Annotated in this window: 25 protein-coding genes; 15 read left to right on the plus strand and 10 right to left on the minus strand. The window is 61.5% G+C overall.

Annotated features, from left to right (window positions below):
* Window positions 1-23: 23 nt before the first annotated feature.
* The 6 genes from RAE21_RS15990 (at window position 24) to RAE21_RS16015 (ending at window position 5,425) form a co-directional block, all read left to right on the plus strand.
* The gene (locus RAE21_RS15990; RefSeq protein WP_313882210.1) at window positions 24-491 is read left to right on the plus strand and encodes a CopD family protein; all 468 of its coding nucleotides are present in this window, start codon (window positions 24-26) and stop codon (window positions 489-491) included.
* Window positions 492-512: 21 nt separating this feature from the next.
* On the plus strand, window positions 513-1,400 hold the full coding sequence (locus tag RAE21_RS15995) for a MipA/OmpV family protein (RefSeq protein WP_313882211.1): 888 nt from the start codon (window positions 513-515) through the stop codon (window positions 1,398-1,400).
* Window positions 1,401-1,557: 157 nt separating this feature from the next.
* On the plus strand, window positions 1,558-2,559 hold the full coding sequence (locus RAE21_RS16000; RefSeq protein WP_313882212.1) for a sulfate ABC transporter substrate-binding protein: 1,002 nt from the start codon (window positions 1,558-1,560) through the stop codon (window positions 2,557-2,559).
* Entirely contained in the window at window positions 2,560-3,417 is an 858-nt protein-coding gene (gene cysT / locus RAE21_RS16005) for a sulfate ABC transporter permease subunit CysT (RefSeq protein WP_313882213.1), read from the plus strand.
* 2 nt (window positions 3,418-3,419) lie between these two features.
* Window positions 3,420-4,307, plus strand: a complete 888-nt coding sequence (cysW, locus tag RAE21_RS16010) for a sulfate ABC transporter permease subunit CysW (protein WP_313882214.1) — start codon at window positions 3,420-3,422, stop codon at window positions 4,305-4,307.
* 26 nt (window positions 4,308-4,333) lie between these two features.
* The gene (locus tag RAE21_RS16015; protein ID WP_313874581.1) at window positions 4,334-5,425 is read left to right on the plus strand and encodes a sulfate/molybdate ABC transporter ATP-binding protein; all 1,092 of its coding nucleotides are present in this window, start codon (window positions 4,334-4,336) and stop codon (window positions 5,423-5,425) included.
* A 204-nt stretch (window positions 5,426-5,629) separates the two neighbouring features.
* Here RAE21_RS16015 and RAE21_RS16020 read toward each other — a convergent pair whose 3' ends face one another.
* The 8 genes from RAE21_RS16020 to RAE21_RS16055 all read right to left on the minus strand — a co-directional run bounded on the left by RAE21_RS16020 (window position 5,630) and on the right by RAE21_RS16055 (window position 13,317).
* Window positions 5,630-6,046 (minus strand): hypothetical protein, encoded by a 417-nt coding sequence (locus RAE21_RS16020; RefSeq protein WP_313882215.1) that lies wholly within the window; start codon window positions 6,044-6,046, stop codon window positions 5,630-5,632.
* Window positions 6,047-6,212: 166 nt separating this feature from the next.
* Entirely contained in the window at window positions 6,213-6,839 is a 627-nt protein-coding gene (locus RAE21_RS16025; RefSeq protein WP_313882216.1) for a TetR/AcrR family transcriptional regulator, read from the minus strand.
* A gap of 100 nt (window positions 6,840-6,939) precedes the next feature.
* Window positions 6,940-7,944 (minus strand): ABC transporter substrate-binding protein, encoded by a 1,005-nt coding sequence (locus RAE21_RS16030; RefSeq protein WP_313874584.1) that lies wholly within the window; start codon window positions 7,942-7,944, stop codon window positions 6,940-6,942.
* Window positions 7,945-7,998: 54 nt separating this feature from the next.
* On the minus strand, window positions 7,999-8,886 hold the full coding sequence (locus tag RAE21_RS16035; protein ID WP_313882217.1) for an ABC transporter permease: 888 nt from the start codon (window positions 8,884-8,886) through the stop codon (window positions 7,999-8,001).
* Window positions 8,883-9,776, minus strand: a complete 894-nt coding sequence (locus RAE21_RS16040; RefSeq protein ID WP_313882218.1) for an ABC transporter permease — start codon at window positions 9,774-9,776, stop codon at window positions 8,883-8,885. The genes RAE21_RS16035 and RAE21_RS16040 overlap by 4 nt, the downstream gene beginning before the upstream one ends.
* Complete coding sequence (locus tag RAE21_RS16045; RefSeq protein WP_313882219.1) at window positions 9,763-10,581, minus strand: ABC transporter ATP-binding protein; 819 nt, start codon at window positions 10,579-10,581, stop codon at window positions 9,763-9,765. The genes RAE21_RS16040 and RAE21_RS16045 overlap by 14 nt, the downstream gene beginning before the upstream one ends.
* A 149-nt stretch (window positions 10,582-10,730) precedes the next feature.
* On the minus strand, window positions 10,731-11,372 hold the full coding sequence (locus RAE21_RS16050) for a response regulator transcription factor (RefSeq protein WP_313882220.1): 642 nt from the start codon (window positions 11,370-11,372) through the stop codon (window positions 10,731-10,733).
* Window positions 11,373-11,391: 19 nt separating this feature from the next.
* A complete protein-coding gene (locus RAE21_RS16055) occupies window positions 11,392-13,317 on the minus strand; it encodes a two-component system sensor histidine kinase NtrB (RefSeq protein ID WP_313882221.1) in 1,926 nt (641 codons plus the stop codon).
* A gap of 82 nt (window positions 13,318-13,399) precedes the next feature.
* Here RAE21_RS16055 and RAE21_RS16060 point away from each other — a divergent pair, with 82 nt between their 5' ends.
* From RAE21_RS16060 to RAE21_RS16080, 5 genes are all read left to right on the plus strand, one after another.
* Complete coding sequence (locus tag RAE21_RS16060; protein WP_313882222.1) at window positions 13,400-14,386, plus strand: TRAP transporter substrate-binding protein; 987 nt, start codon at window positions 13,400-13,402, stop codon at window positions 14,384-14,386.
* A gap of 150 nt (window positions 14,387-14,536) precedes the next feature.
* Window positions 14,537-15,025: a tripartite tricarboxylate transporter TctB family protein gene (locus RAE21_RS16065; RefSeq protein WP_313882223.1), complete on the plus strand. Its 489-nt coding sequence runs from the start codon at window positions 14,537-14,539 to the stop codon at window positions 15,023-15,025.
* 34 nt (window positions 15,026-15,059) lie between these two features.
* Window positions 15,060-16,571 carry a tripartite tricarboxylate transporter permease gene (locus RAE21_RS16070; protein WP_313880006.1) on the plus strand — a complete coding sequence of 504 codons (1,512 nt, stop codon included), beginning with the start codon at window positions 15,060-15,062 and terminating at the stop codon, window positions 16,569-16,571.
* A gap of 44 nt (window positions 16,572-16,615) precedes the next feature.
* Window positions 16,616-17,722: an ABC transporter substrate-binding protein gene (locus tag RAE21_RS16075; protein ID WP_428984039.1), complete on the plus strand. Its 1,107-nt coding sequence runs from the start codon at window positions 16,616-16,618 to the stop codon at window positions 17,720-17,722.
* 139 nt (window positions 17,723-17,861) lie between these two features.
* Window positions 17,862-18,284, plus strand: a complete 423-nt coding sequence (locus RAE21_RS16080) for a hotdog fold thioesterase (protein ID WP_313882224.1) — start codon at window positions 17,862-17,864, stop codon at window positions 18,282-18,284.
* 10 nt (window positions 18,285-18,294) lie between these two features.
* Here RAE21_RS16080 and RAE21_RS16085 read toward each other — a convergent pair whose 3' ends face one another.
* Complete coding sequence (locus tag RAE21_RS16085) at window positions 18,295-19,443, minus strand: GGDEF domain-containing protein (RefSeq protein WP_313882225.1); 1,149 nt, start codon at window positions 19,441-19,443, stop codon at window positions 18,295-18,297.
* A 117-nt stretch (window positions 19,444-19,560) separates the two neighbouring features.
* Between RAE21_RS16085 and RAE21_RS16090 the strand changes: the two genes are divergently transcribed.
* Entirely contained in the window at window positions 19,561-20,340 is a 780-nt protein-coding gene (locus RAE21_RS16090; protein WP_313882226.1) for a hypothetical protein, read from the plus strand.
* 7 nt (window positions 20,341-20,347) lie between these two features.
* Here RAE21_RS16090 and RAE21_RS16095 read toward each other — a convergent pair whose 3' ends face one another.
* A complete protein-coding gene (locus RAE21_RS16095; RefSeq protein ID WP_313882227.1) occupies window positions 20,348-20,932 on the minus strand; it encodes a cob(I)yrinic acid a,c-diamide adenosyltransferase in 585 nt (194 codons plus the stop codon).
* Between the two features lie 101 nt (window positions 20,933-21,033).
* Here RAE21_RS16095 and RAE21_RS16100 point away from each other — a divergent pair, with 101 nt between their 5' ends.
* From RAE21_RS16100 to RAE21_RS16110, 3 genes are all read left to right on the plus strand, one after another.
* Entirely contained in the window at window positions 21,034-22,458 is a 1,425-nt protein-coding gene (locus tag RAE21_RS16100; protein WP_313882228.1) for an FAD-binding oxidoreductase, read from the plus strand.
* A gap of 76 nt (window positions 22,459-22,534) precedes the next feature.
* Window positions 22,535-23,101, plus strand: a complete 567-nt coding sequence (locus RAE21_RS16105; protein WP_313874597.1) for a LemA family protein — start codon at window positions 22,535-22,537, stop codon at window positions 23,099-23,101.
* Between the two features lie 11 nt (window positions 23,102-23,112).
* The gene (locus tag RAE21_RS16110; RefSeq protein WP_313882229.1) at window positions 23,113-24,024 is read left to right on the plus strand and encodes a hypothetical protein; all 912 of its coding nucleotides are present in this window, start codon (window positions 23,113-23,115) and stop codon (window positions 24,022-24,024) included.
* Window positions 24,025-24,062 lie beyond the last annotated feature (38 nt).

Consider the following 24,062-nt stretch of genomic DNA (forward strand, 5'->3'; position numbering starts at 1 on the left):
CCATCACTTATGAAAGCCCCCTGATGTACGACCTGTCCAAACTTCTGCACCTGATTGCTGCCATCGTCTGGATGGGGGGCATGACCTTCATGCTGATTGCGCTGCGCCCTGCCACCCTGGCGGTCATGGACGCGCAGCCCCGCGCCCGGTTGATGGACCAGGTCTGGCAACGGTTTTTTGCCGCGGTACTGATTGCCATCGTGGTGCTGCTGGCAACCGGCGGTTATATGTTTGGCGGCGCCATGAAGGCCGCCCGTGAAGCCACAGGCCATGCCGTGGTGCCCTTGGGCTGGACGATCATGACCACGCTGGGCAGCCTGATGTTTTTGATCTTCGGGCACATTTACTTTGCGGGCTTCAAGAAGTTCCGCCGCGCCGTGGCCGGCATGCAGTGGCCCGTCGCTGCCAAAGCGGCCGAGCAAATTCACTTGCTGGTCGTCATTAACTTTGTGCTCGGCTGGGCTGCTATTGCCGCCGTGAAGCTGCTGTAACTCACTTTTCTCGGTCTATTTATGTCGCATCAGCGCCCCTGCCCCACACCGGCAACCCCCTTTAAGGCGACTACGCCCCTCCGCTCCGCCCTGTGCGCGGCCGCACTGCTCGCAACTGCCTTGGGTGCTACACCGGCCCAGGCCGACACCGCCAGCGAAGGCCTGCCGCTGTGGGAGTTGGGTGTGTTTGCCGGCGCGGTGTCCACCCCGGCCTACCCTGCATCGGTAGAGCGCAGTGGCCTCGGGCTGGTGCTGCCGGTGCTGGTGTACCGCGGGGAAATCTTCCGGGCTGAGCGTGGCAGCGTAGGTGCCCGCTTGGTGCACACCGAGGACACCGAGTTCGACATTGGCTTTGCAGCCTCCTTGCCTGCCAGCTCCAACGATATTGCCGCCCGCAAGGGCATGCCCGACCTGGGCACACTGGTCGAGTTCGGTCCCCGCCTGAAGACCGTGCTGGCCCGCCCTGACAGCCAGAGCCAAGTGCGGCTGGAGCTGCCATTGCGCAGCGTGATCGAAGTCCAGGGCGGCCTGCGCACCCAAGGTTTTGCAGCGGAGCCGGAGCTGATCTGGGAGACGCGTGCGCCCGGATCGGCGTGGCGGTTTTCGACCAGTGCCAGCCTGATCTTTGGGGATGCACGGCTCAACCGCTACTTTTATGGGGTACCGGCCGACCTGGCCACGGCCCAGCGCCCCGCCTATGACGCGCAAAGCGGGCTGATTGCCTCCCGCTTTTCTGTCAGCGCCTCGCGCGCGCTGGGGCCGGATCTGCGGGTGTTCGGTTTTGTGCGTGCCGAAAACTATGCCGGCAACGCCAATACCAGCAGCCCGCTGCATCTGCGCAGCACCGGCACCTCGGCCGGCATTGGCCTGAACTGGACGCTCAGGCGCTCCGAAGCCCGGGCTTACTAATAACCAAGTTGCGGGGCTAAGGCCCTGCACTTAGATGTAATTGCGCATAAACAAACAACGAACTATTCGTTGTGGTTTGCACCTCTCGTCTTCAGAATCGGGCTGTTACCGACTCGTCAGCCGCACACACGCGGCCAACCCACCTTCTGGAGCCGATATGAATTTCAAACAAAAAACCTCGTTGGCGCTCGCTGCCATTGCACTGACTGCTAGCAATTTTGCAGCAGCACAAACCACTTTGCTCAACGTGTCGTATGACGTGGCGCGCGAGTTCTACAAAGACGTGAACACCGCGTTCATTGCCAACTACAAGAAAACCACCGGCAAAGACATCAAGATCGACCAGTCCCACGCAGGCTCCAGCGCCCAGGCACGCGCCGTGAACGATGGCTTGGAAGCCGACGTGGTCACCATGAACACCACCACCGACGTGGACTTTCTGGCCGGCACCGGTGTCGTGGCCAAAGACTGGGCCAAGAAATTCCCGAACAACGCCGCCCCCACCAGCTCCACCATGCTGTTCCTGGTGCGCAATGGCAACCCCAAGGGCATCAAGGATTGGGATGACCTGATCAAGCCCGGCGTGCAGGTGGTGGTGGTGAACCCCAAAACCGGCGGTAACGGCCGCATGGCCTATTTGGCCGCATGGGGCCAAGTGCGCAAAAAGGGCGGCACCGATGCCCAAGCCCAAGACTTTGTGAGCAAGCTGTATAAAAACGTGCCGATCCTGGCCAAGGGCGGCCGCGATGCGACCAGCGTCTTCTTGCAACGCAACATCGGCGACGTGCTGATCACTTTTGAATCCGAAGTCGTGTCGGTGGACAAAGAGTTCGGCGCCGGCAAGGTCGATGCGATTCACCCCGGCATTTCCATCGTGGCCGAGAACCCGGTCGCCGTGGTCGAACGCACCGTAGCCAAGAAAGGCACTGCCGAGCAGGCCCGCGCTTACCTGAACTTCTTGTACACCGATGAAGGCCAGGAAATCGCAGCCAAGCACGCCATCCGCCCCAGCAACCCGACCATCCTGAAGAAGTACGCCAGCACCTTCAAGCCGATCACGCTGTTCCGTGCGGAAGAATTCTTTGGCTCGTTTGCTGAAGCGCAAAAAGTGCACTTCAACGACGGCGGCCAGTTCGACAAGCTCTACACCGTCAAGTAAATGACTGCTGCTGTTCTGCAGGCGCCGCTTAATAAGCGGGCGCCCAAACGGGTGCTGCCCGGTTTCCGGCTGACGCTGGGCTACACCTTGTTTTATCTGGCGCTGATCGTGCTGTTGCCGCTCTCCGCGCTGATCTTCAAAACCTTCACCCTCACGTTAGACCAGTTCTGGGCAGCCGTGGCCAGCCCGCGGGTGGTGGCCTCGTACCAGCTCACCTTTGGGGCATCGTTTATTGCGGCACTGGTGAATGCCGTGTTCGGCCTGCTGATCGCCTGGGTACTGGTGCGCTACCAGTTCCCCGGCAAAAAAATCATTGACGCCTTGGTCGACCTGCCCTTTGCCCTGCCCACTGCAGTGGCGGGCATTTCGCTCACCGCACTGCTGGCCGGCAACGGCTGGATCGGTAGCTTGCTGGAGCCCCATGGCATCCAGCTGGCGTTCAACCGCAATGGCGTCGTGATTGCCCTGATCTTCATCGGCCTGCCTTTTGTGGTGCGCACGGTGCAGCCGGTGCTGGAAGACGCAGAAAAAGAACTTGAAGAAGCCGCTACCTGCCTAGGTGCCACACGCTGGCAGACCTTCAGGCACGTGATCTTTCCGACCATCGCGCCCGCTTTGCTCACCGGCTTTGCCATGGCCTTTGCCCGCGGTGTGGGTGAGTACGGCTCGGTCATTTTTATTGCCGGCAACATGCCCATGATTTCTGAAATCACCCCGCTCATCATCATCAGCAAGCTCGAGCAATACGACTACGCGGGCGCCACTGCGGTCGCCACCGTCATGCTGCTGGCTTCGTTTGTCATGCTCATGGTGATCAACAGCCTGCAAGCCTGGCAGCGCAAACGTGCGGGAGCCTGACCATGAGTAGCACACGCACGATCCGCCGCGCCAAAGCCGGCACTACCGAACCCGCATGGGTGAAGTGGTCGCTCATCGCTGTGGCGCTGGGCTTTATCTTTTTGTTTCTGGTCTTGCCACTGGCCGCGGTGTTCACCGAGGCCTTGCGCAAAGGCGGCGAAGAGTTCCTGCTGGCCCTGAAAGAGCCGGACGCCTGGAGCGCCATCCGCCTGACCCTGCTGATCGCCGCCATTACGGTGCCGATGAATCTGGTGTTCGGTGTGGCCGCCGCTTGGTGTATTGCCAAATACGAGTTCAAGGGCAAGGCCTTTTTGACCACGCTGGTGGACCTGCCGTTCTCGGTGTCGCCCGTCGTTGCAGGCCTGATCTATGTGCTGATGTTCGGAGCGCACGGCTGGTTCGGCCCGTGGCTCATGGCCCATGACATCAAGATCGTGTTTGCCGTGCCCGGCATTGTGTTGGCCACCATCTTTGTGACGGTCCCTTTCATTGCCCGGGAGTTGATCCCGCTGATGCAGGCCCAGGGTACTGACGAAGAGCAGGCTGCCCAAGTGCTGGGCGCCAGCGGCTTGCAGACCTTCTGGCATGTGACGCTGCCCAACATCAAGTGGGGCCTGATTTATGGCGTCATCTTGTGTAACGCACGCGCCATGGGCGAGTTTGGCGCGGTGTCGGTGGTGTCCGGGCACATCCGTGGCCAGACCAACACCATGCCACTGCACGTCGAGATTCTGTACAACGAATACCAGTCGGTAGCCGCCTTCGCCATTGCCTCGTTGCTGGCCCTGCTGGCGCTGGTCACCCTGGTCATCAAGTCCTTTGTGGAGTGGAAGTTTGAGCGCGACCAGAAGGCCGCTGCAGACTTGCCCCCTGAAAAACCGCTGGCCTGAGCGCCCGCCTTTTTGAGTAAAACATCATGAGTATTGCAATTCGCAACGTCAGCAAAGACTTCGGCACCTTCAAGGCGCTGCAGGACGTGAACCTGGACATCGAGTCCGGCGAACTCGTTGCCCTGCTCGGCCCATCCGGCTGCGGCAAGACCACGCTGCTGCGCATCATCGCCGGCTTGGAAACGGCTGACCACGGCAACATCCTTTTCAGCGGCGAAGACACCACTGACGTGCATGTGCGTGAGCGCAACGTGGGCTTTGTGTTCCAGCACTACGCCCTGTTCCGCCACATGAGCGTGTTTGACAACGTGGCTTTCGGCCTGCGCATGAAGCCGCGCGCCCTGCGCCCGTCTGAAGCCGTCATCAAGCAAAAGGTGCACGACCTGCTGGGCCTGGTGCAACTGGACTGGCTGGCCGACCGCTACCCCGCGCAACTCTCCGGTGGTCAGCGCCAGCGTATTGCGCTGGCCCGCGCCTTGGCAGTGGAGCCCAAAGTGCTGCTGCTGGACGAACCCTTTGGCGCGCTGGATGCCAAGGTGCGCAAGGAACTGCGCCGCTGGCTGCGCCGCCTGCACGACGACTTGCATGTGACCAGCATCTTCGTGACCCACGACCAGGAAGAGGCACTGGAAGTGGCCGACCGCGTGGTGTTGATGAACAGCGGCAAAGTCGAGCAGATCGGCTCGCCCCAGCAGGTATGGGACCACCCCGCCAGCCCGTTTGTCTATGGCTTTTTGGGCGATGTGAACCTATTCCACGGACGTGCCCACGAAGGCGAAATGCTGATCGGCGAAGACCACCACGGCGTGCGCCTGGCCAGCCCTGAGCACAGCGAAGCGCAAAACGCCAAAGCCTTTGCCTATGTGCGTCCGCACGACCTTGATGTGCAGCCCTACAAGGCAGGCCAGCCGGTAAGCGGCATCGTTGCCAAGCTGGTGCGCGCCATCGTGGTCGGCCCGATTGCCCGCTTGGAGCTGCTGCCCGAAGACCGCAGCGCAGCGGGCAGCGGCGACATCATCGAAGCCCAGATCGGCGCGCAGGAGTACAAAGCGCTGGAACTCAAAGACGGCGACACCGTGGTGCTGACACCGCGCAAGGCACGGGTGTTTACGGCTTAAGGCGAGATGATTAGCGCGAAAGCGCTATAAAAACAAGAGCTGCTAGCGCAAATTCCATGAGCGCTAGCAGCTCTTTTTACTTGTAACACCGGTGTGTACCGGCGAAGACTCAGACCTTGATGAAGTCGCTGGCCGACAAAGCGCCAAATGGCAGTTCTGACAAGCGCCCGCCGGTGGCCGGCGTGCCAAGGAGTGCGCACAGGCCTAGCGCGTGGTCAACAAGTAAACAACCGCCAACACCAACATCGTGACGGCACCCGCAGTGAGGTAAGACACCAGCGCCAGTCTACGGCGATGGAGCTCCACGCGTTGCACCAAGACGGTGTTCTGGTCGGCCAGTTGTTTGATCAGACCGGTGGCAGATAGCAACTCCTCCCGCACTTCTCCGACCGAGGCCTGCAACACCTGGACATCCGCACGCAAGCGCTGGAGTGAATCGTCCGGCACAACGCCCCCCGTAGCGCCGGCACCGGCTTGGGGAGCCACCTCAGCGTCGCTCTTTTTTCTGCGGGTGACCGCGCTCCACAATTTGGTGGCACCCTCTGCGACTTTGGGCGCAGCGTCGATCACTTGGCCCCAAGGGACGTTGGAAAGCACAGTGATGATGGTTCCTGCGGCCATGAAAATCTCCTCCTGGGGGGTTAAAGGACCCTGCGTGTCCCCTTCATTTTGCGGGATGCCCCGTTTTCACCGGAAGCGGTAGGGGCACCGGGCCCTGGCAGTTACTACTAAAAACATAGCAACTCCCGAAGACTGCATATGGGCTAGCATCAGATTTGGCTTGAAATCACAAGCCGCAGCCCCGCAGAATAAACGACACCAGGTGCTGGGTTGCACGCTCAAAGTCTTGCTCACCGAGCGTCTCTTGGTCCATCACCGCGCAGACCTGCACATCAAAGTCAGCATAGGTCTGGGTGGCGGCCCAGATGGTGAAGAAGAGGTGCATGCCGTCCACCGGGGCGATGCGCCCGGCGTCCACCCATGCTTGCACCACCGCGGCTTTTTCCAGGGTGAGCTGGCGCAGGTCGGTCGCCAGCAGCTCTTTGACCACGGGCGCGCCGTGCAGCAATTCATTGGCCCACACTTTGGAGCCGTCAGGCCGCTGGGCGGAGAGCTCCATTTTGGCGCGTATGTATTGCTCCAGCGCGGTGCGCGGGTCGGCGTCTTCGGTGATGCCATGCGTGGGTACCAGCCAGTCGCTCAAAATTTGGGCCAGTACGGCGCGGTACAGCACTTCTTTGCTGCCGAAGTAGTAGTGCAGGTTGGCCTTGGGCAGGCCACTGGCCTCGGCAATCGCGGCCATGGTGGCGCCACCAAAACCGGCACGGGCAAACACTTTTTCGGCGGCGGACAAAATAAGGGCCTCATTCGCCCGGCGAATGAGGCCCTTGGGAGCTTCGGCAACGTGGGTCATGTCGCCGAACTATAAACGCCCCCACGCTCCGCCGCTGCGCGGGTCGCTGCCCCCCGAGGTGGCGCGTTACGCCTTGGGGCGGCCCGGCGGCGAAACGTCATCACTTCTGCGCAGCTTCATAGATGGCGTGCGAATACGCAGCCTTACCCGGGTCTTTCTTGATCACCGGGTCGCTGCCACCGGCCAGCAACACCTTGACGGTGCGCTCGTAAGCGGCAGGCTCGAGGTAACCAATCTTCTTGGTACCGGCATTGGTGATCAGCTTGGCCACGTTTTCCATCTGGCGCTTCTGCACCTTCACGCTAGCGCTGCCGGAGGTGTCTGCAGCCACCACGGCTTTGGCAGCACCTTCAGGGTCTTTGACCGCAGCGTCCCAGCCCTTGAGTGTGGCTTTGAGGAATTTACCCATCTTGGCCACGAAGGCGGGGTCTTTCAGGTTGCCTTCGAGCACGTACAAGCCGTCTTCCAGCGTGGCGACGCCTTCTTTTTCATAGAAGAAGGTGACCAGGTCTTTCTCTTTCACACCTGCGTCCACCACTTGCCAGTACTCGTTGTAAATCATGGTGGAGATACAGGCGGCCTGGTTTTGCAGCAGCGGGTCGACGTTGAAGCCTTGCTTCAGGATCTTGATGTCGGAGTCGGTCTTCAAGCCGAGCTTGCCCATCCAGTTGAGGAAGGGGTATTCGTTGCCGCCGTACCAGACGCCCAGGGTCTTGCCCTTGAAGTCTTTGGGGCTCGCTACACCGCTGGCCTTTTTACAGGTCAGCATCAGGCCGGACTGGTTGAACACCTGGGCCACGTTCACCAAGGGCACACCGGCTTCACGCGCGGCCAAGGCCGAGGGCATCCAGTCGACCACGATGTCGGCTTGTTTACCGGCAATCACCTGGGTGGGGGCGATATCCGGGCCACCGGGTTTGATGGTCACGTCCAGGCCGGCGTCTTTGTAGAAGCCCTTGGCCGCAGCCATGTAGTAGCCGGCAAACTGGGCCTGGGGCACCCACTTGAGCTGCACAGTCACCTTGTCGGCAGCGTGGGCGGCAAAGCCTGCAGCAGCCAGCGCCAGAGCCAGCAGGCTCTTGGCGCATTGGGAAGAACACATCATGGAAAGCTCCTTCTACGGGTTAATGAAAAATCGCAACACAGACCAAGCGCGGGCTCACCCTTCGCGCACCGAGGGATGCCAGAACGCCGCCCGGCGCTCCAATGCAACTAGCAAGGCGTAGGCCACCGATCCGGTTACCGCCGCCACCACAATCGCGCCCCAGACCAGCGGCATGTTCATGCGCGCAGCCTCAGTGCTGATGCGAAAACCCAGGCCCGCCGTGGGCGAACCAAAAAACTCCGCCACGATGGCGCCGATGAGCGCCAAGGTGGCATTCACCTTGAGCGCGCCAAAGATGAAAGGCAGCGCGGCCGGCAAGCGCAACGCGAGCAAGGTGCGCGGGTAGCTGGCGGCATAGCTGTACATCAGCTCGCGCTCCAGCTTGCCGGCGGCCTGCAAGCCCGCCAAGGTGGACACCAGCATGGGGAAGAAGGTCATGAGCACCACCACCGCAGCTTTGGAGGGCCAGTCAAACCCGAACCACATCACAGCAATCGGCGCAACACCCACGAGCGGAATGGCGCTGGTGAGTGAGGCCACCGGCAGCAGGCCGCGCTGCAAAAACGGCATGCGGTCAATCGCCACCGCCACACAAAAGCCCAAGCCGCAGCCCAGCGCCCAACCGATGAGCACCGCCTTGCCCACGGTTTGCACAAAGTCGCCCCAGAGTTTGGGCGCATGGTCCCAAAGGGCCCCCAGCACCAGGCTGGGTGCGGGCAGCAACACGCGGGGTACATCCAGCGCGCGCACCAAAATCTCCCAGAACAGCACCACCCAGGCACCAAACAGGGCCGCGGTGGCCATGCCCACCCAGCTGCGACCCTGGATGGCTGCCATGCGGTAGACGCTGTAACCCGCCACCAGGGCCAACAGCACGATGCCGGGCCAGAACCATGGAGCAACGCCGGTAGCGACGGTTTCGATTGCGGCTGTATCGCTCATTTCGCCCCCCGGCTACGCAACACCAAACGCTCCACACCAGCGACGATGCCGGTGAGCGCTAGACCCAACAGGGCGGACATCACCAACGCCGACCAGATTTGCGTGGTCTGGCCGTAATACGAGCCTGTGAGCAAGCGGGCACCCAAGCCGGCCTGCGCACCGGTGGGCAACTCCGCCACCATGGCGCCGACTAGGCCCGCCGCCACGCCCACCCGCAGTGCTGGAAACAAGAAAGGCAGAGCCGCCGGCAAACGCAGCAACCACAGCGATTGCCAGCGCGAGGCGGCGTAGGTGTACATCATCTCGGTTTCTATTTTTTGCGGTGAGCGCAGCCCCTGCACCATGGCTACCGTGACCGGGAAAAAGCACAGGTACATCGCAATAAATGCTTTAGGCGCAGTGCCTGCAAAACCGAGGCTACCCAGCACCACCAAAACAATGGGCGCAATTGCCAGCACCGGCACGGTTTGCGAGGCCACGATCCAGGGCAGCAAGGCTTTGTCCAGCGTGCGGCTGTGCACGATGAGCACCGACAGCAGCAAGCCCAAAGCCGTGCCCATGGCAAAGCCCAGCAAGGTCGACTGGCCGGTGACGATGACGTGATAGATCAGGTTGCGGGGCGAATCGATGGGCCATTCGGTGAGGCTCTCATAAAAGTCGGCAGCCACCTGGTGGGGCGCGGGCACGAGGGGGCGCTCCATGGTCATGGTCGCTTCAAACAACTCCATCTGGGTGTAGCCAGCCTCTTCGTCCAGCACACGCTCGATGGCGCCTTGCGCGTTCATGCCCCAGGCCGCGCCGTACCAAGCCAGCACGACGGCCAGCAGCACCACCATGACCGGCAGCCAGTCGTGCGCGATGCGTTGGGTCAGGGTTTTAGTGGTGGCCATCGGCTAAGGCCTCGCGCACTTCGTGGGCCAGCTCCATAAAAGCAGGCGTATCCCGCAAGCCCAGGTGGCGCTCATCGGGCAAGGGGGAATCAATCACCTTGACGATGCGCCCGGGGCGCGGAGACATCACCACAATTTTGGTGGACAGATAGACCGCCTCCGAAATGCTGTGGGTCACAAACACCACGGTGCGCCGCTCGCGCTGCCAGAGCTGCTGCAACTGTTCGTTGAGCCGGTCGCGGGTGATCTCATCCAGCGCACCAAAGGGCTCGTCCATCATCAGGATCTTGGGCTCGAAGGACAGCGCGCGCGCAATCGACACGCGCTGCTGCATGCCACCGGAGAGCTGCCACGGGTATTTGCCCTCAAAGCCTTTGAGACCCACGCGCTCCAAGTGCTCGAGGGCAATGGCTTTGGCCTCTGCCCTGCCTTTGCCCTGAATTTGAAGCGGCAGGGTTACGTTGGCCAGCACATTGCGCCAAGGGAACAGCGCGGGTGCCTGGAACACATAACCATAGGCACGGGCCAGCCGGGCGTCATGCGGGCTCACACCATTGACCAGCACCTCGCCGGAGCTGATGTGCTCGAGATCTGCAATCACCCGCATCAGCGTGGTTTTGCCACAACCGGACGGGCCGATCAGGGAGACAAACTCGCCGGCACGTATGTCCAGATCGATGTTGGACAGCGCGTGAACCGGTGTATCTGCCGTCTGGTAGATGACGCTGGCATTGCGGACAGCCACCGCGGTGCGGGCAGCGGAGTCAGAGGTGGCCCGGGGGCCTGATGCTTCGGAATGGTTCATTGGCACACAGTAGCAGGAGTCATGGCTGCACCAAGGATGGGCACAGCCGCCGATTCAACCGTCACAAGTTAACCAAACGGTCAAGTTATAGACCCATCCTAGCCAGTTCCGTGCCAAACCTATTACGGGGTTTGTACGGGGCCTGTGTTTCAAACCTTGTCCGGGGGAGCGCCTATGGGCTGCAGGCGGCCGAGCTTGTGGGCCAGCTCGATGGCCGAGCTCACCCCCATTTTTTCGAAGATGTTGGCGCGGTGAAACTCCACCGTGCGCGGAGTGATGCCCAAATGATCCGCAATGTTCTTGTTGTAGTGCCCCAGAATGAGCTGGTCCAGCACCTCGCGCTCACGGGGGCTCAGCGAAGCCAGTGCATAACGCAGGCGGTGCGCCTCCTGGTTGGCGTTGCCGTGTGCCGCTGCAGCGGCCAGGGCCTGTTCGACACGGTCGACCAGCACATTGTCTTGAAACGGTTTTTCCAGAAAGTCCCAGGCCCCGTTTTTCACGGCGGCAACCGCCGTGCCCACATCGCCATTGCCCGTCAAAAACAACACGGGCCAGGGGCAGGCCAATGCCTTGAGTTGCTCAAACACCTGGAGGCCGGTCATGGGCACCATCCTGATGTCGAGCAGTACCACAGCCTGCTCCCACACACCGGCGCGGGCTTTGACCGAGTCGATAAACGGTGGGCCACTGTCCCAAGTGGTGGCTTTGTGACCCCGCGAGTCAAACAACCATGCCAAGCCCTCGCGCATGTCGGCGTCGTCATCAACGATGTAAATGGCTGCAGTGCTCACAGGTGCCTTTCTGGGGGGCCTATTGTGCCGCCAGCGGCAAACTGACCGTGAACCGTGCGCCCCCTAGCTCCGGTGCACGGTCTACGACGATGCGCCCATGGTGGGCCTCGACGATCGAGCGGCAAATCGGCAAGCCCATGCCCATGCCGCCTTCTTTGCTGCTGTAAAACGCATCAAAAATGTGCGCTTGGTTTTCATCGGGCACCCCCGGCCCGTTGTCCGAAACGCTGAGCTGCGCCCACGCCCCCTCCACCAGCAACGCCACATGCACTTGCGGCGTATCCGAGTGCGCTTGGGCAGCCTCTTGGGCGTTGGTGAGCAGGTTGTTGAGCAGGTGCTCGATCAGCAGCTCATCCGCCTTGACCCACACCGGTGCGAGCTCGGGCATGGCGTGGGGTGCCATGCTCTGGAGTACCGGCACCAGATCGAGCCGCTGTAAGGAAATTTCGCGCCGCCGGGCGATGGCGTTGACCCGCTGAATGATGCGGCCGGCGCGCTCCGCGAGACCGGCGATACGTTGCACCACAGGCGCCGTCTCGTCAGGGCTGATGCGTCCGTCTTTCAACCGATTCAGCAAGCCTGTGGCAAAACTGCTGAGGGCACCCAGCGGCTGGTTGAGTTCATGGGCCAGGGTCGACGCCACCTCGCCCACGGCCACCAGACGGCCTGTGGCCTCCAGACGCTCCTGCTGCTGCAAGGCAACGGCTTGCGCCCGCTTGCGCTCGCTGATATCCAGGACCGAGCTCATCCAGCCGATGTGCGCACCGGTGTCGGTGTGCAATGGGGCTTCGTGGATCAGCACATCCAACAAATGGCCATCCCGGTGCTGAAACTGCACCTCGACACCATCGATCTGCGTGCCATGGGCCAGGATGTCGCGATGCACTTGCTCAATATGACTGTCATTGCCCTTGGGCCAATACGGCATGGGTGCCGAGACGCCCACCAGCGCCTCCGCCGGGTAGCCCACCAGGCGGCAAAAGGCCTCGTTGACATACAGCACACGGCCCGCCATGTCCCATGCCCGCAGGCCAATGGTGACCGAGTTCTCCATGGCGGTGCGCAGGGCCACCTCGGCCTGCAAACGCGCCTGCACTTGCTGGCGCTTCTGGATATCGCGCCGCAGGGCCCACAGGCTCACCAGCATGCCGCCCAAAAACACCATGGCCACCAACAAAAAAATACGCGGCACGGTAGCGGGTTGCCCCTGGATCGGTGTGACCTCCAGGTACACATCGGTACCCGCGAGATTCATGGCAGCACGGAATGGTTTGAAGGAAGAGGGCTCTGCCGGCACCGCTCCCTCGTCAAGTACCAGGCGCACTTGGTGCGAGCGGGCAAACCACTCCGGCACCAAGCCATAAACAGCGGTGTCGAGTGACAAAGCAGCCACGTAATTGCCGACAAAATAGCCCCGCTCAAAATACGGCACCGCCAGCCATACCACGGGCAGCAAAGCGCCATCGGCCGCCCGCATCGGGCCCCCATAAGCGGAGCGGCGCAGCCCTCGCGCGGTGTCATTCATGGTGGCGAGTGCCTGTGCATTCAGGGGATGGCGAGACTCATCCACTTGCCACAAACCCGGCGGGGCGTTCAGGGGAGCGCCTACCCAGCCTTGGGCCAGCAAAACGCCGGGCTCGCGCCACAGCAAGCCCCCTTGCACATCCGCCGACTGGCGCGCAGCGACCCGCAGGTCTTCTTCGAGGCGGCGGAAGTGAAACTGCACACTCTGCTCCAGCCACTGTGCGTCTGCAGCCCTGCGCCGGGTGTCCTCTTCCGATTCAAAGTGCTGGAGGTACAGCACCAACGCAATCACCGAACCCACCACCAAGGCCAGGAAACCCGACAGCCACACCCCGGGCCAGCGGCTACGGCTCCCTGTGCCTGTGCCGCTTTCGCGCAAGGCAGCAAAGTTCAAAGCAGCGGACGGGTTGCGCTCAGGCATGGTGAAGGTGAAATCAAAGGCACTCGCATAATAGCGGCCATGCCCTCGAGCCCCTCCCCCGCGCTGACACGGCGCCACTGGTTTGCAGCTGGCTGCAGCCATTGGCGCGGCCAATACGGCGCCCAAGGTTTGGGGGGCGCCTTCGATCACGGTACGACTGTCCCATGTCGTGGCGCGGGACACGCCCAAAGGCATGGCGCTGGAACGGTTCCGCGCCCTGACCGAAGAGCGCAGCCAAGGGCGCTTGCGGGTTCAGATTTACCCCCAGGGCCAGCTTTATGGCGACCATGACGAAATGCAAGCCCTGCAGCTCGGTGCGGTTGACATGGTGGCGCCCTCCTTGTCCAAGTTCGGCCCCATCGGCTTCCCGGAGTTCGAGTTGTTCGACCTGCCCTTTTTGTTCGACACCCTGGAGGCGGTACGCCGCCTCACGCGTGGCAAAGTGGGCAAGACTTTGCTGGACAGTTTGCAACGACAGCGGCTATCCGGCTTGGGGTTTTTTGACAACGGCTTCAAGCACATGAGTGCGAACCGGCCGTTGCTGGAGCCCCGCGACTTTGTCGGTCTGCGCATGCGGGTGCAGGCCTCCCGGGTGATCGCACAGCAAATGCGCGCTTGGGGCGCATGGCCTGTGACCCTGCCCTTCAGCGAAACCCGACGAGCCTTGGAGACCGGGGTGGTCGACGGCACCGAGAACCCGGTGTCCAACTTCTGGACCCAGGGCATGCAAGCGGTACAGAGCGACTTGAGCCTCACGACCCATGGCTACCTAGGCTACGCGGTCGTCACCCACCAGCGCTTCTGGGAGAACCTCCCGGCAGGCGATCGCCGCATCATGCAAGGCGCGCTCGAAGACGCGCTGGTATTCGGCAATGAAATTGCAGACGCACAAAACGACAAAGCACTCGCAGCGCTGCACCTGACGGGCGCAGCCCACATCCATAACCCGACCCCTGCGCAAACCCGGCTCCTCAAGAACGCATCAAAGCCGGTGCACGCCGAGCTGGCGGCCCGTATCGGGCAGGACTGGTTGCGCACCGTGCAAAACGCCCTCCCCAAAGGGGCCTAGGGTTACTACTGAAGGGTTTTCCCGAGCTGTTGAACGCCACAGTTACCGGGTCAGACACCACTGGATAACCTTCGCCCCGCAGAGTCGGGTTGCAGCTTCGGCCGCTACGCCCGCGATCTCGTTTTCCCCAAAAACAAAGAAGGCACTCACTTGAAAATCCAAAGTCAAAAAGACTTCTACTCCGGCCTGATGTTCACCATCGTGGGCGGCAGTTTTGCGCTGGGCGCAAGCTCCTACCAGCTGGGTACCGGCGCCCGCATGGGCCCGGGCTACTTCCCCCTGATCCTGGGCGTTCTGCTCGCAGTGCTGGGCTGCGCGATTGCTGTGAAGAGCATGATCACCCCCACGCCAGACGGCGACAAGGTCGGCAAATTCGCCTGGAAGCCGCTGTTCTTCATCATCAGCGCCAACCTCGTGTTTGGAGCCTGCATCGGCGGACTGCCAGTCATTGGCTTGAAACCTCTGGGCCTGATCGTGGGCATCTACCTACTCACCTACATCGCCAGCCACGCCGGTGATGAACACAAGTTCAAGGAAGTCGCTGTGTTGGCCACCATCCTGGCGCTCCTGAGCTACGTCGCCTTCATCGTTCTCCTCAAACTGCAGTTCCCGGTCTGGCCTGCTTACTTCACCGCCTAAGCCACGACTGAACCATCGACAGGAACTGCACACCATGGAACTCTTTGACAACCTCGCCCTCGGCTTTGGCGTGGCCTTCACCGGCCAAAACCTGATTTATGCCTTCATCGGCTGTTTGCTTGGTACTTTGATCGGCGTTTTGCCCGGCATCGGACCCTTGGCGACTATCGCCATGCTTTTGCCAGCTACCTATGCGCTCCCGCCGGTAGCTGCCTTGATCATGCTGGCCGGTATTTACTACGGCGCCCAGTACGGTGGCTCAACGACAGCCATCTTGGTGAACCTGCCCGGCGAGTCTTCGTCGGTGGTGACCGTGATTGACGGTTACCAGATGGCTCGTAATGGACGCGCAGGCCCTGCACTCGCTGCAGCGGGTCTGGGTTCTTTCTTTGCCGGTTGTGTGGGCACTTTGATTCTTGCGGCCTTTGCAGGCCCCTTGACCGAGCTGGCCTTCAAGTTCGGCCCTGCCGAATACTTCAGCCTGATGATTCTGGGCTTGATTGGTGCGGTGGTGCTGGCCTCGGGCTCTTTGCTCAAGGCGATTGCCATGATTCTCTTGGGTCTCTTGCTGGGGATGGTAGGCACCGATGTGAACTCCGGTGTGGCCCGTTACAGCTTTGATATCCCTGAGCTGACTGACGGTATCGGCTTCATCGTGATCGCCATGGGCGTCTTCGGCTACGGCGAGATCATCAGCAACCTGTCCAAGAGTGCGGGTGAGCGGGAGATCTTTACCGCTTCTGTCTCCGGCCTCTTGCCGACCAAACAAGACTTCCAGCGCATGGTGCCTGCTGTTCTGCGTGGTACTGCCTTGGGCTCACTGTTGGGTATCTTGCCCGGTGGTGGTGCAGTGATGGCAGCCTTTGCGGCTTACACGATTGAGAAGAAGACCAAGCTCCAGCCCGGTGAAGTACCTTTCGGCAAGGGCAACATCCGTGGTGTAGCAGCTCCTGAAGCGGCGAACAACGCTGGCAGCCAAACCTCTTTCATTCCTCTGCTGACGCTGGGTATCCCACCCAATGCGGTGATGGCGTTGATGGTGGGTGCGATGACGATCCACAACATCCAGCCCGGACCGCAGGTGATGACAGCCAATCCGGAACTCTTCTGGGGTCTGATTGCTTCGATGTGGATCGGTAACCTGATGCTGGTGATCCTGAACCTGCCTTTGATCGGTATCTGGATCAAGCTCTTGTCCGTGCCTTACCGCTGGTTGTTCCCTTCTATCGTGCTGTTCTGTGCGATCGGTGTGTATTCGACCAACAACAACACCTTCGATATCTGGATGGTGGCGATCTTCGGGATCATTGGTTATTTGTTCATCAAGCTGGGTACTGAGCCTGCACCGCTGCTCTTGGGATTTATTCTGGGGCCGATGATGGAGGAGTATTTGCGCCGGGCACTCTTGCTCTCCCGTGGCGACTGGAGTGTGTTTGTGACACGGCCTCTGTCTGCATCCCTGCTGCTGGCGGCTTTGGCTTTGCTTGTCGTGGTGATGCTGCCTTCCATCAAGGCTAAGCGGGAAGAGGCTTTTGTGGACGATTGAGGGCAGAATCTCATCCCATTCTTCCACTCATTGTCGAGACTCCCTTGACATTCATCCGATCTGCCCTTTTGGGGCTATGCCTTACCAGCGCTTGGGTCTCCGCCCAGGCCCAACTCCGAATTGGGCAGACGGTGGGGGTGACGGGTGCCGTCGCTGCCACCGTGCAAGAAGCCAGCTTGGGCGCGCAGCTCTACCTCGACTCCGTCAACGTCAAAGGTGGTGTGGGTGGCGAAAAGATCGAGCTGCTCACCCTGGATGACAAGTTCGACCCCAAGCTCACGGTGAGCAACGCCAAAGAGCTGATTGAGGACAAGGGCGTTCTCGCGCTTTTCATGACGCGCGGAACGCCGCACACCGAAGCGCTGATTCCTGTTCTTGAAAAGTACGGCGTCCCGCTGCTGGCGCCCTCCACAGGTGCCATGTCCTTGCACCAACCGCTCAAGAAATTAATTTTCAATGTGCGCGCCACCTACCAGCGGGAGGCCGAGCGCGCTGTGCTCCACCTGGCAGCCACGGGGCTGACTCGCATGGCCATCATCCACGTCGATGACAGCTTTGGCCTTGACGGACTGGCGGGCACCCAAAAAGGTTTGGAGGCCGTCAAACTCAGCCCGGTCGCGGTGGCCAAGTTCGATCGGAACAAACCCGACTTCTCTCAAATCGGCCCCAGCATTGCCAAACTCGAACCGCAAGCCGTGATGGTCATCGGTTCCGGCACCGCCGTGGTCGACGCCATGAAGTCCTTGCGCGACAACGGCAGCAGTGCACAGTTGCTGACCCTGTCCAACAACGCCTCGTCCGGTTTCATCAAGCTACTGGGCAACCACGCGAGCGGCGTGATCGTGAGCCAGGTGCTGCCGCAGTCCCCCAACTACGCGTTGGTACAAGAGGCTTCGGGCATGGCCAAGGCCAAAAACATTCTGGATGTCAGCCCCGCCATGCTGGAAGGGTTTGTGTCTGCCAAGGTCCTGGTCGAAGCGCTGCGCCGTGCAGGCCCCAAGCCGACCCGGGCCAAGTTGCAGACCGCGCTGGAATCCATCAAAGGGTTTGATCTGGGCGGCTTGAGCCTGAGCTTCAGCACCACCGACCACACCGGCCTCGATTTCGCCGACTTGTCCATCATTACTGCGTCAGGTAAATTCAGACGCTAGACAGCCAGCTCACTTGCTGCTTTACAAAGGTTTACGCAGCGCCCGCAGCCGTACCTCCGACGCCCACTGCCCAGGCGACAGCACGCGCATGCGGCAATCGCTATATTGCGAACAACGTCCTTTACCTGAGCTCCTTCCCATGCGCATTTGGCAGAAACCGGTCTCTGTGGAGATCCTTACACACATCAGCAAACACACCGCGGTCGAACAGCTCGGTATCGAGTTCACCGAAGTCGGCGACGACTACCTCAAAGGCCGGGTACCCGTTGACCACCGCACCCATCAACCCTATGGCCTATTGCATGGCGGCGTGTCGGTCGTGCTGGCTGAAACGCTTGGCTCTTGTGGTGCGGGCTTTTCGGTTCCCGAGGGCTACAACGCGGTGGGCCTGGATATCAATGCCAACCACCTCAAAGGCGTCAAGACCGGTTGGGTGACCGGTATTGCCCGGCCGGTACACCGGGGCCGCACCACCCACGTGTGGCAGATCGACATGCACAACGACGCCGGCGAATTGACCTGCGTGTCGCGCATCACCATGGCCATCTTGGCGCCTCGCTAAAGGCGCGTTTTCAGCCCTGCTCCACCCGGTTGCGGCCGGCCTGCTTGGCACGGTAAAGCGCCTCGTCTGCAGCGCTGATGACGGTGTCCAGCGCCTCCGGGGCGCTGTCACAGGTGTGCACCCCAATGCTCACCGTCAGCGAAATGCTGCGGCCATCCGGTGTGCTCCACCCGGCGCTTTCGACATCCGCACGCAAGTGATCTGCCAAGGCTACTGCACCCACTGCATCGGTATCGGGTAGCACCACCAAAAACTCTTCCCCACCCCACCGGCCTGCCATGTCTTGCTCGCGCAGCCTGTTGCGCAAACCGGCGGCCAAATGGCGCAAGACCCGGTCCCCCGTCAGGTGGCCATAGGTGTCGTTGATGGATTTGAAATGGTCCACATCCAGCATGAGGATAGAAACCGGTTTGCCGCTCCGTCGGGCCTGCGCCAGCTGGAGGGCCAGCGCCTCCATGATGAATCGGCGGTTGCTCAGGCCCGTGAGCTCATCCTGCATGGCCAATAGGCGATTGCGTTCGTCCGCACGTTCGTTGGTCATGAGTACCAGCCCCTGGCACACCATCATCAACGCGACCGATACAAACAAGAAAGTAGCGCTTTGCACAGGATTGGACGTGTTGATAGACCCGATGCCCGCCTCGCCGGACAAGGCGCCCACGGTGCGCAGGACAAAAGCGGCGCTGATAGCGAGAAAACTGCCGATCACAAAATAAGCCCCCCGGCCGGTCGTCTTGTCAGGCTGCGAGCCCAACTGCCAGGCAATCAGCGCACATTGCCAGGCAATGATCACACCGGAGAGGATGATGCGGGTATGGGCATGGCCCAACAGCACAAAGAACAGTACCGCCACCAGAGGCACCGGAGCCCACACCAGCCAGCGTGACCAGCGGACCTGCAAGAACTGCTGTACCCCCTCTGAAATCAGCGCGAAACTGATCGCCAGCAAGGTGTTGGCCAGCACCACCGACACCAGATCGCTGATATGCCCACGCAGCACAAACAGCACATAGGTCAGGGTGTGCAACACAAAACCCCAGGCCCAGTACATCATGCCGTCGCGCTTGAAGCGGCGGGCCACAGAAGCCAGCGTGGCACTCAAGGTAAAACTCACCACCAGAATGACCAGTAGCAACGTAGGCGTGTGAAGGTCAATCATGTATACACGCTAACGCACAAGTGATGCCCGCGCGCTAGGGGAACTACCAAGCCAGAGCCGGCCTTGTGCAACCGCCCTGCGCACGCCATACTGCCCGCCAAACCACGAGGCAACTTTGTGATTCCGGTACACCCCATAACCCGGCGCACCGCGCTTGCTGCAAGCCACACATTTCTCTGCGCCCTGCTTTTGGGGAGTCAAGCCGCGCAGGCCCAAGCAGGCGGCGATGACCCCGCCAACCATTACGACAGCTACACCCCCGCCCAGCTGGAGGCGGTGTGCGACGCCATGTCGCCCACCCGGTACATCAGTGGCTTGACCGACGGTGGCTGGGGCACGCTTGGCATAGGCGGTAAAACCTACTATTACCGCTCGGCCTGCTACATGGAGCTGGTGCGCCGCACCGGGCGTGCGGAACTGTGTGCCAAGGTGGTGGAGCGCCGCTCGCTGCTGGGGGACGGCTCCAACCATTCACCCAAAGCCTGCGCGGCGGTGGCTGCGGCCTACCAGGCGCGCGAAAAACAAAGCGCCGAGGACGTGGCGGCTTTCAAGGCATCGGTAGAAGGCGCCTTCACAATCAGTGAACTGCAGGTGCAAGTCCTGCCGGGAGGGCGTTGGCGCGTGGAAGTCCACACCGTTGGCCAGCGCATGGGCAACTATCAGCTGCAACTCGTCAAAGTGCGCGACGGTGCAGTGTTGCGCGAGGAAACCGTTGCACTGAGCCGCCCCGAAAATTTCCAGTGGGAGTTGAGCCGTGCCGAGGTGGTTGCGGGCACCTTACTCCCGAACATTTTCCCGATGGCGGTGCGCATGAGCTTTCTTGTGCCCGCCAGCACCAGCCGGCCTGCGGCAGAGCACAGCACCGGCATAGGCAACTTCACACTCTCTGCAGAGTGAGTGGTGTTCAGGCAGACTCGCTGCCGCTCTTGGCCATGCGCTCGCTCTTCCAGTACACATCGTCCCCCACTGTGCCATCGGTTCGGTAGCGGTTGAGCACGCGCGAGAGCACGAACATCAAGTCCGAAAGGCGGTTGAGATACTGGCGGGGCGTGTCTTTCAAGGCCTCTTCGTTGCCCAGCGCCACCACTGCGCGCTCGGCCCGGCGAGCCACGGTGCGGCAGACATGCGCCAGCGACGCAGCGCGGGTACCGGCCGGAAGAATGAACTCCTCCAGGCGCGGCAGCGCGGCGTTGTGTTCTGCCAAAGCCTCGTCCAACGCGAGCACCGCTTCGTGCTTAAGCAATTCAAACCCGGGGATCGACAACTCGCCGCCCAGATTGAAAAGCTGGTGCTGGATTTCGACCAACAGGCTGCGCACCGCAGGCGGCATGTCTTCGCACAGCAGCACACCGAGGTGGCTGTTGAGCTCGTCCACATCGCCCATGGCGTGCACCCGCAGGCTGTTTTTAGAAACACGGGTGTTGTCGCCCAGCCCCGTGGTGCCGTTGTCCCCTGTGCGGGTGGCGATTTGTGTGAGTCGGTTTGCCATGCGCCCATTGTGGCAGGCACGGCTGCCGCTTGCCCGCCAGCAAAGTGACAGCCCCTCGCGCCGCGCAGATTCCTACAATGGCGAAAACAAGGAGACACGCCATGAACGCCCCCACCGCCCTGAACCACCTGTTGCCCCAAGTGAACCTGCGCGAAGTGCCCGCTGCTTTGCTGGAGGCCCTCAAGGCCCGCTTTGGCGATCAGCTCTCAACCGCGCTGGTGGTGCGCGAGCAGCACGGGCGTGATGAGTCGGCCTTTGACGTGCCGCCACCCTCGGCGGTGGTGTTCGCGCAAAACACACAAGACGTGAGCGATGCGGTGAAGCTGGCGGCGCAATACCTGGTGCCGGTGATTCCCTTCGGCGTGGGCTCTTCGCTCGAAGGCCACCTGCTGGCGGTGCAAGGTGGCATCAGCCTGGATGTGAGCCGCATGAACAAGGTGCTCTCCATCAACGCCGAGGACCTGACCGTCACCGTGCAGCCCGGCGTGACACGCAAGCAGCTCAATGACGAGATCAAATCCACCGGCCTCTTCTTCCCCATCGACCCCGGCGCGGATGCCACCATTGGCGGCATGAGCGCCACCCGTGCCAGCGGAACCAACGCGGTGCGCTACGGCACCATGCGCGAAAACGTGCTGGCTCTGGAAGTGGTGACCGCCAGCGGAGAAATCATCCGCACCGGCACCCGCGCCAAGAAGAGCAGCGCCGGCTACGACCTGACCCGCCTGATGGTGGGCAGTGAAGGCACGCTGGGCGTGATCACCGAAGTCACCGTCAAGCTCTACCCGCTGCCCGAGGCGGTGATGGCAGCCACCTGCTCATTCAACAGTCTGGCAGACGCAGTCAACACCACGATCCAGCTCATTCAACTCGGCGTGCCGATAGCACGCTGCGAGCTGCTGGACGAAAACACCATCCGCATGGTTAATGCGCACTCCAAGCTCACGCTGCGCGAAGGCGCCATGCTGCTGATGGAGTTCCACGGCTCGCCCGAAGGCGTGAAAGAACAGATGCAGACCGTGCAGGACATTGCAGCCGAGTTCGGCGGTGCCGCGTTCGAGTGGGCCGAAACGCCTGAAGAGCGCACCCGCTTGTGGACCGCGCGGCACAACGCCTACTTTGCCGGTATTCAGTCGCGCCCGGGCTGCAAGGCCATCACCACCGACACTTGCGTGCCCATCTCCAGCCTGGCCGACGCGCTCTTGGACAGTGTGACCGAGGCCCAAGAGGCGGGTCTGCCCTTCTTCCTGGTCGGCCACGTGGGCGACGGCAATTTCCACATGGGCTACCTGATTGACCCGGCCATTCCGGCCGAGCGTGAGTTGGCCGAGCAGCTCAACCACCAGCTGGTGGCGCGCGCGCTCAAGCTGGGCGGCACCTGCACCGGCGAGCACGGCGTGGGCCTGCACAAGCAAGGCTTTTTGGTGGAGGAAACCGGCAATGGCGCGGTGGAGATGATGCGCACCATCAAGCGCGCGCTGGACCCGCACAACATCCTGAATCCCGGCAAAATTTTTGCGCTATAAATTAGATAGCTGACTGCGCATATTTCATGAGCGCTAGCAAGGTATTTATTCATCAATTTACGACAAGGGGTTGGCAATGGGCGTGATGTTTTGGGTGGTTTTGGCGGTCGCGGTGTTTTACCTGATCAGCCTCTACAACGGGCTGGTGGAGGTCAAAAACGCGGTGTCCAAAGCATGGGCCAACATCGATGTGCTGCTCAAACAGCGCCATGACGAGTTGCCCAAGCTGATCGACACCTGCAAGCAATACATGCAGCACGAGCAAGCCACCCTGGAGAAGGTGATTGCAGCCAGGGCCAAGGTGTCCAATGCGCGCGAGTCGCAAGACGTGGCCGCAGTGGGCCGGGCCGAGACCGGTTTGCGCAGCGGCCTGGGCCAGTTGTTTGCATTGGCCGAGAGCTACCCCGACCTGAAAGCCAACGAGCAGTTTGTGCAACTGCAAGCGCGTATCAGCAGCCTGGAAAACAGCATCGCCGACCGGCGCGAGTTTTACAACGAGTCGGTCAATATCAACAACGTGCGCATCGAGCAGTTTCCCGGTGTGCTGGTGGCGCGACTCTTCAACTTCAAGGCGTTTGAACTGCTCAAGTTCACCGCCGAAGAACTCACCGACGTGGACGTCAGCGCCCGATTCAAAGCCTGAGCGGGGGCGGCGTGGACTTGGGACTCACAGGCCTGCGCTGGGTGCGCAGCCAGAGCCTGAACGGCCTGCTGGCGGCGGCATATTCTGGAGCCGCCGGTGCGGCTTTTCACTTCGGGCCGGGGCGCGCGCAACTCTGGTGCGTCGGGGCTGCCAGCGCCATCGGTTTGCTGGCCTGGGGGGCCTCCCTGCGTCGTGCCCGGGCGATTGCCAATATCGCGACCTCGCGCATTGCCTCGGCTGCGCAGGGCTATGTGGAGCTCCAGGGCCGCACCAGCACCACCGACCTGATTTACAGCCCGCTGACCCACAGCGCCTGCATCTGGTACCGCTACCGGATCTACGAGCGCAACAACAGCAAAGACGAATGGCGCGAAGTGGACAGCGGCGTGAGCAGCGCCACCTTTGACCTGCTCGACGGTAGTGGGAGTTGCACTATCGACCCCGACCATGGCGAGGTCATGGGGGCCGAGGTAGTGACCCGCTATGCCAACGAGCACAAGCATGTCGAAGAACTCTTGCACGGGGGCCGCACCTTGTATGCGCTGGGAGAGTTCACAACCATCGGCGGTGCCAACTCTGCATTGAGCTTGCGCGAAGACGTGAACGCCCTGCTCACCACCTGGAAACAAAACCCCACCGATCTGCACCGGCGCTTCGACCTGAACCGCGACGGGGAGATTGACCTCCAAGAGTGGGAGCTGGCCCGCCGCCTGGCGGTGCGCACGGTAGAGCATGAACACCGCAACATCCGGGCCCAACCCGGTGTGCACATGCTGCGCGCCCCGCAGGATGGACGCTTGTTTTTGCTCTCCCCCCTCTCGCCGCAGGCCCTGCGCCGGCGCTATCTGCTGTGGAGCGCGCTACACCTGAGTGTGTGCCTGGGCGCCGCCTATGTGGCGCTCAAATTGCTCCTGAAAGCATAGCAATCTGCGCAGACTTTATCTGCGCCAGAGGCCTCCAG

The organism is Rhodoferax potami (genome assembly GCF_032193765.1).
Classification (GTDB): Bacteria; Pseudomonadota; Gammaproteobacteria; order Burkholderiales; family Burkholderiaceae_C; genus Allorhodoferax; species Allorhodoferax potami.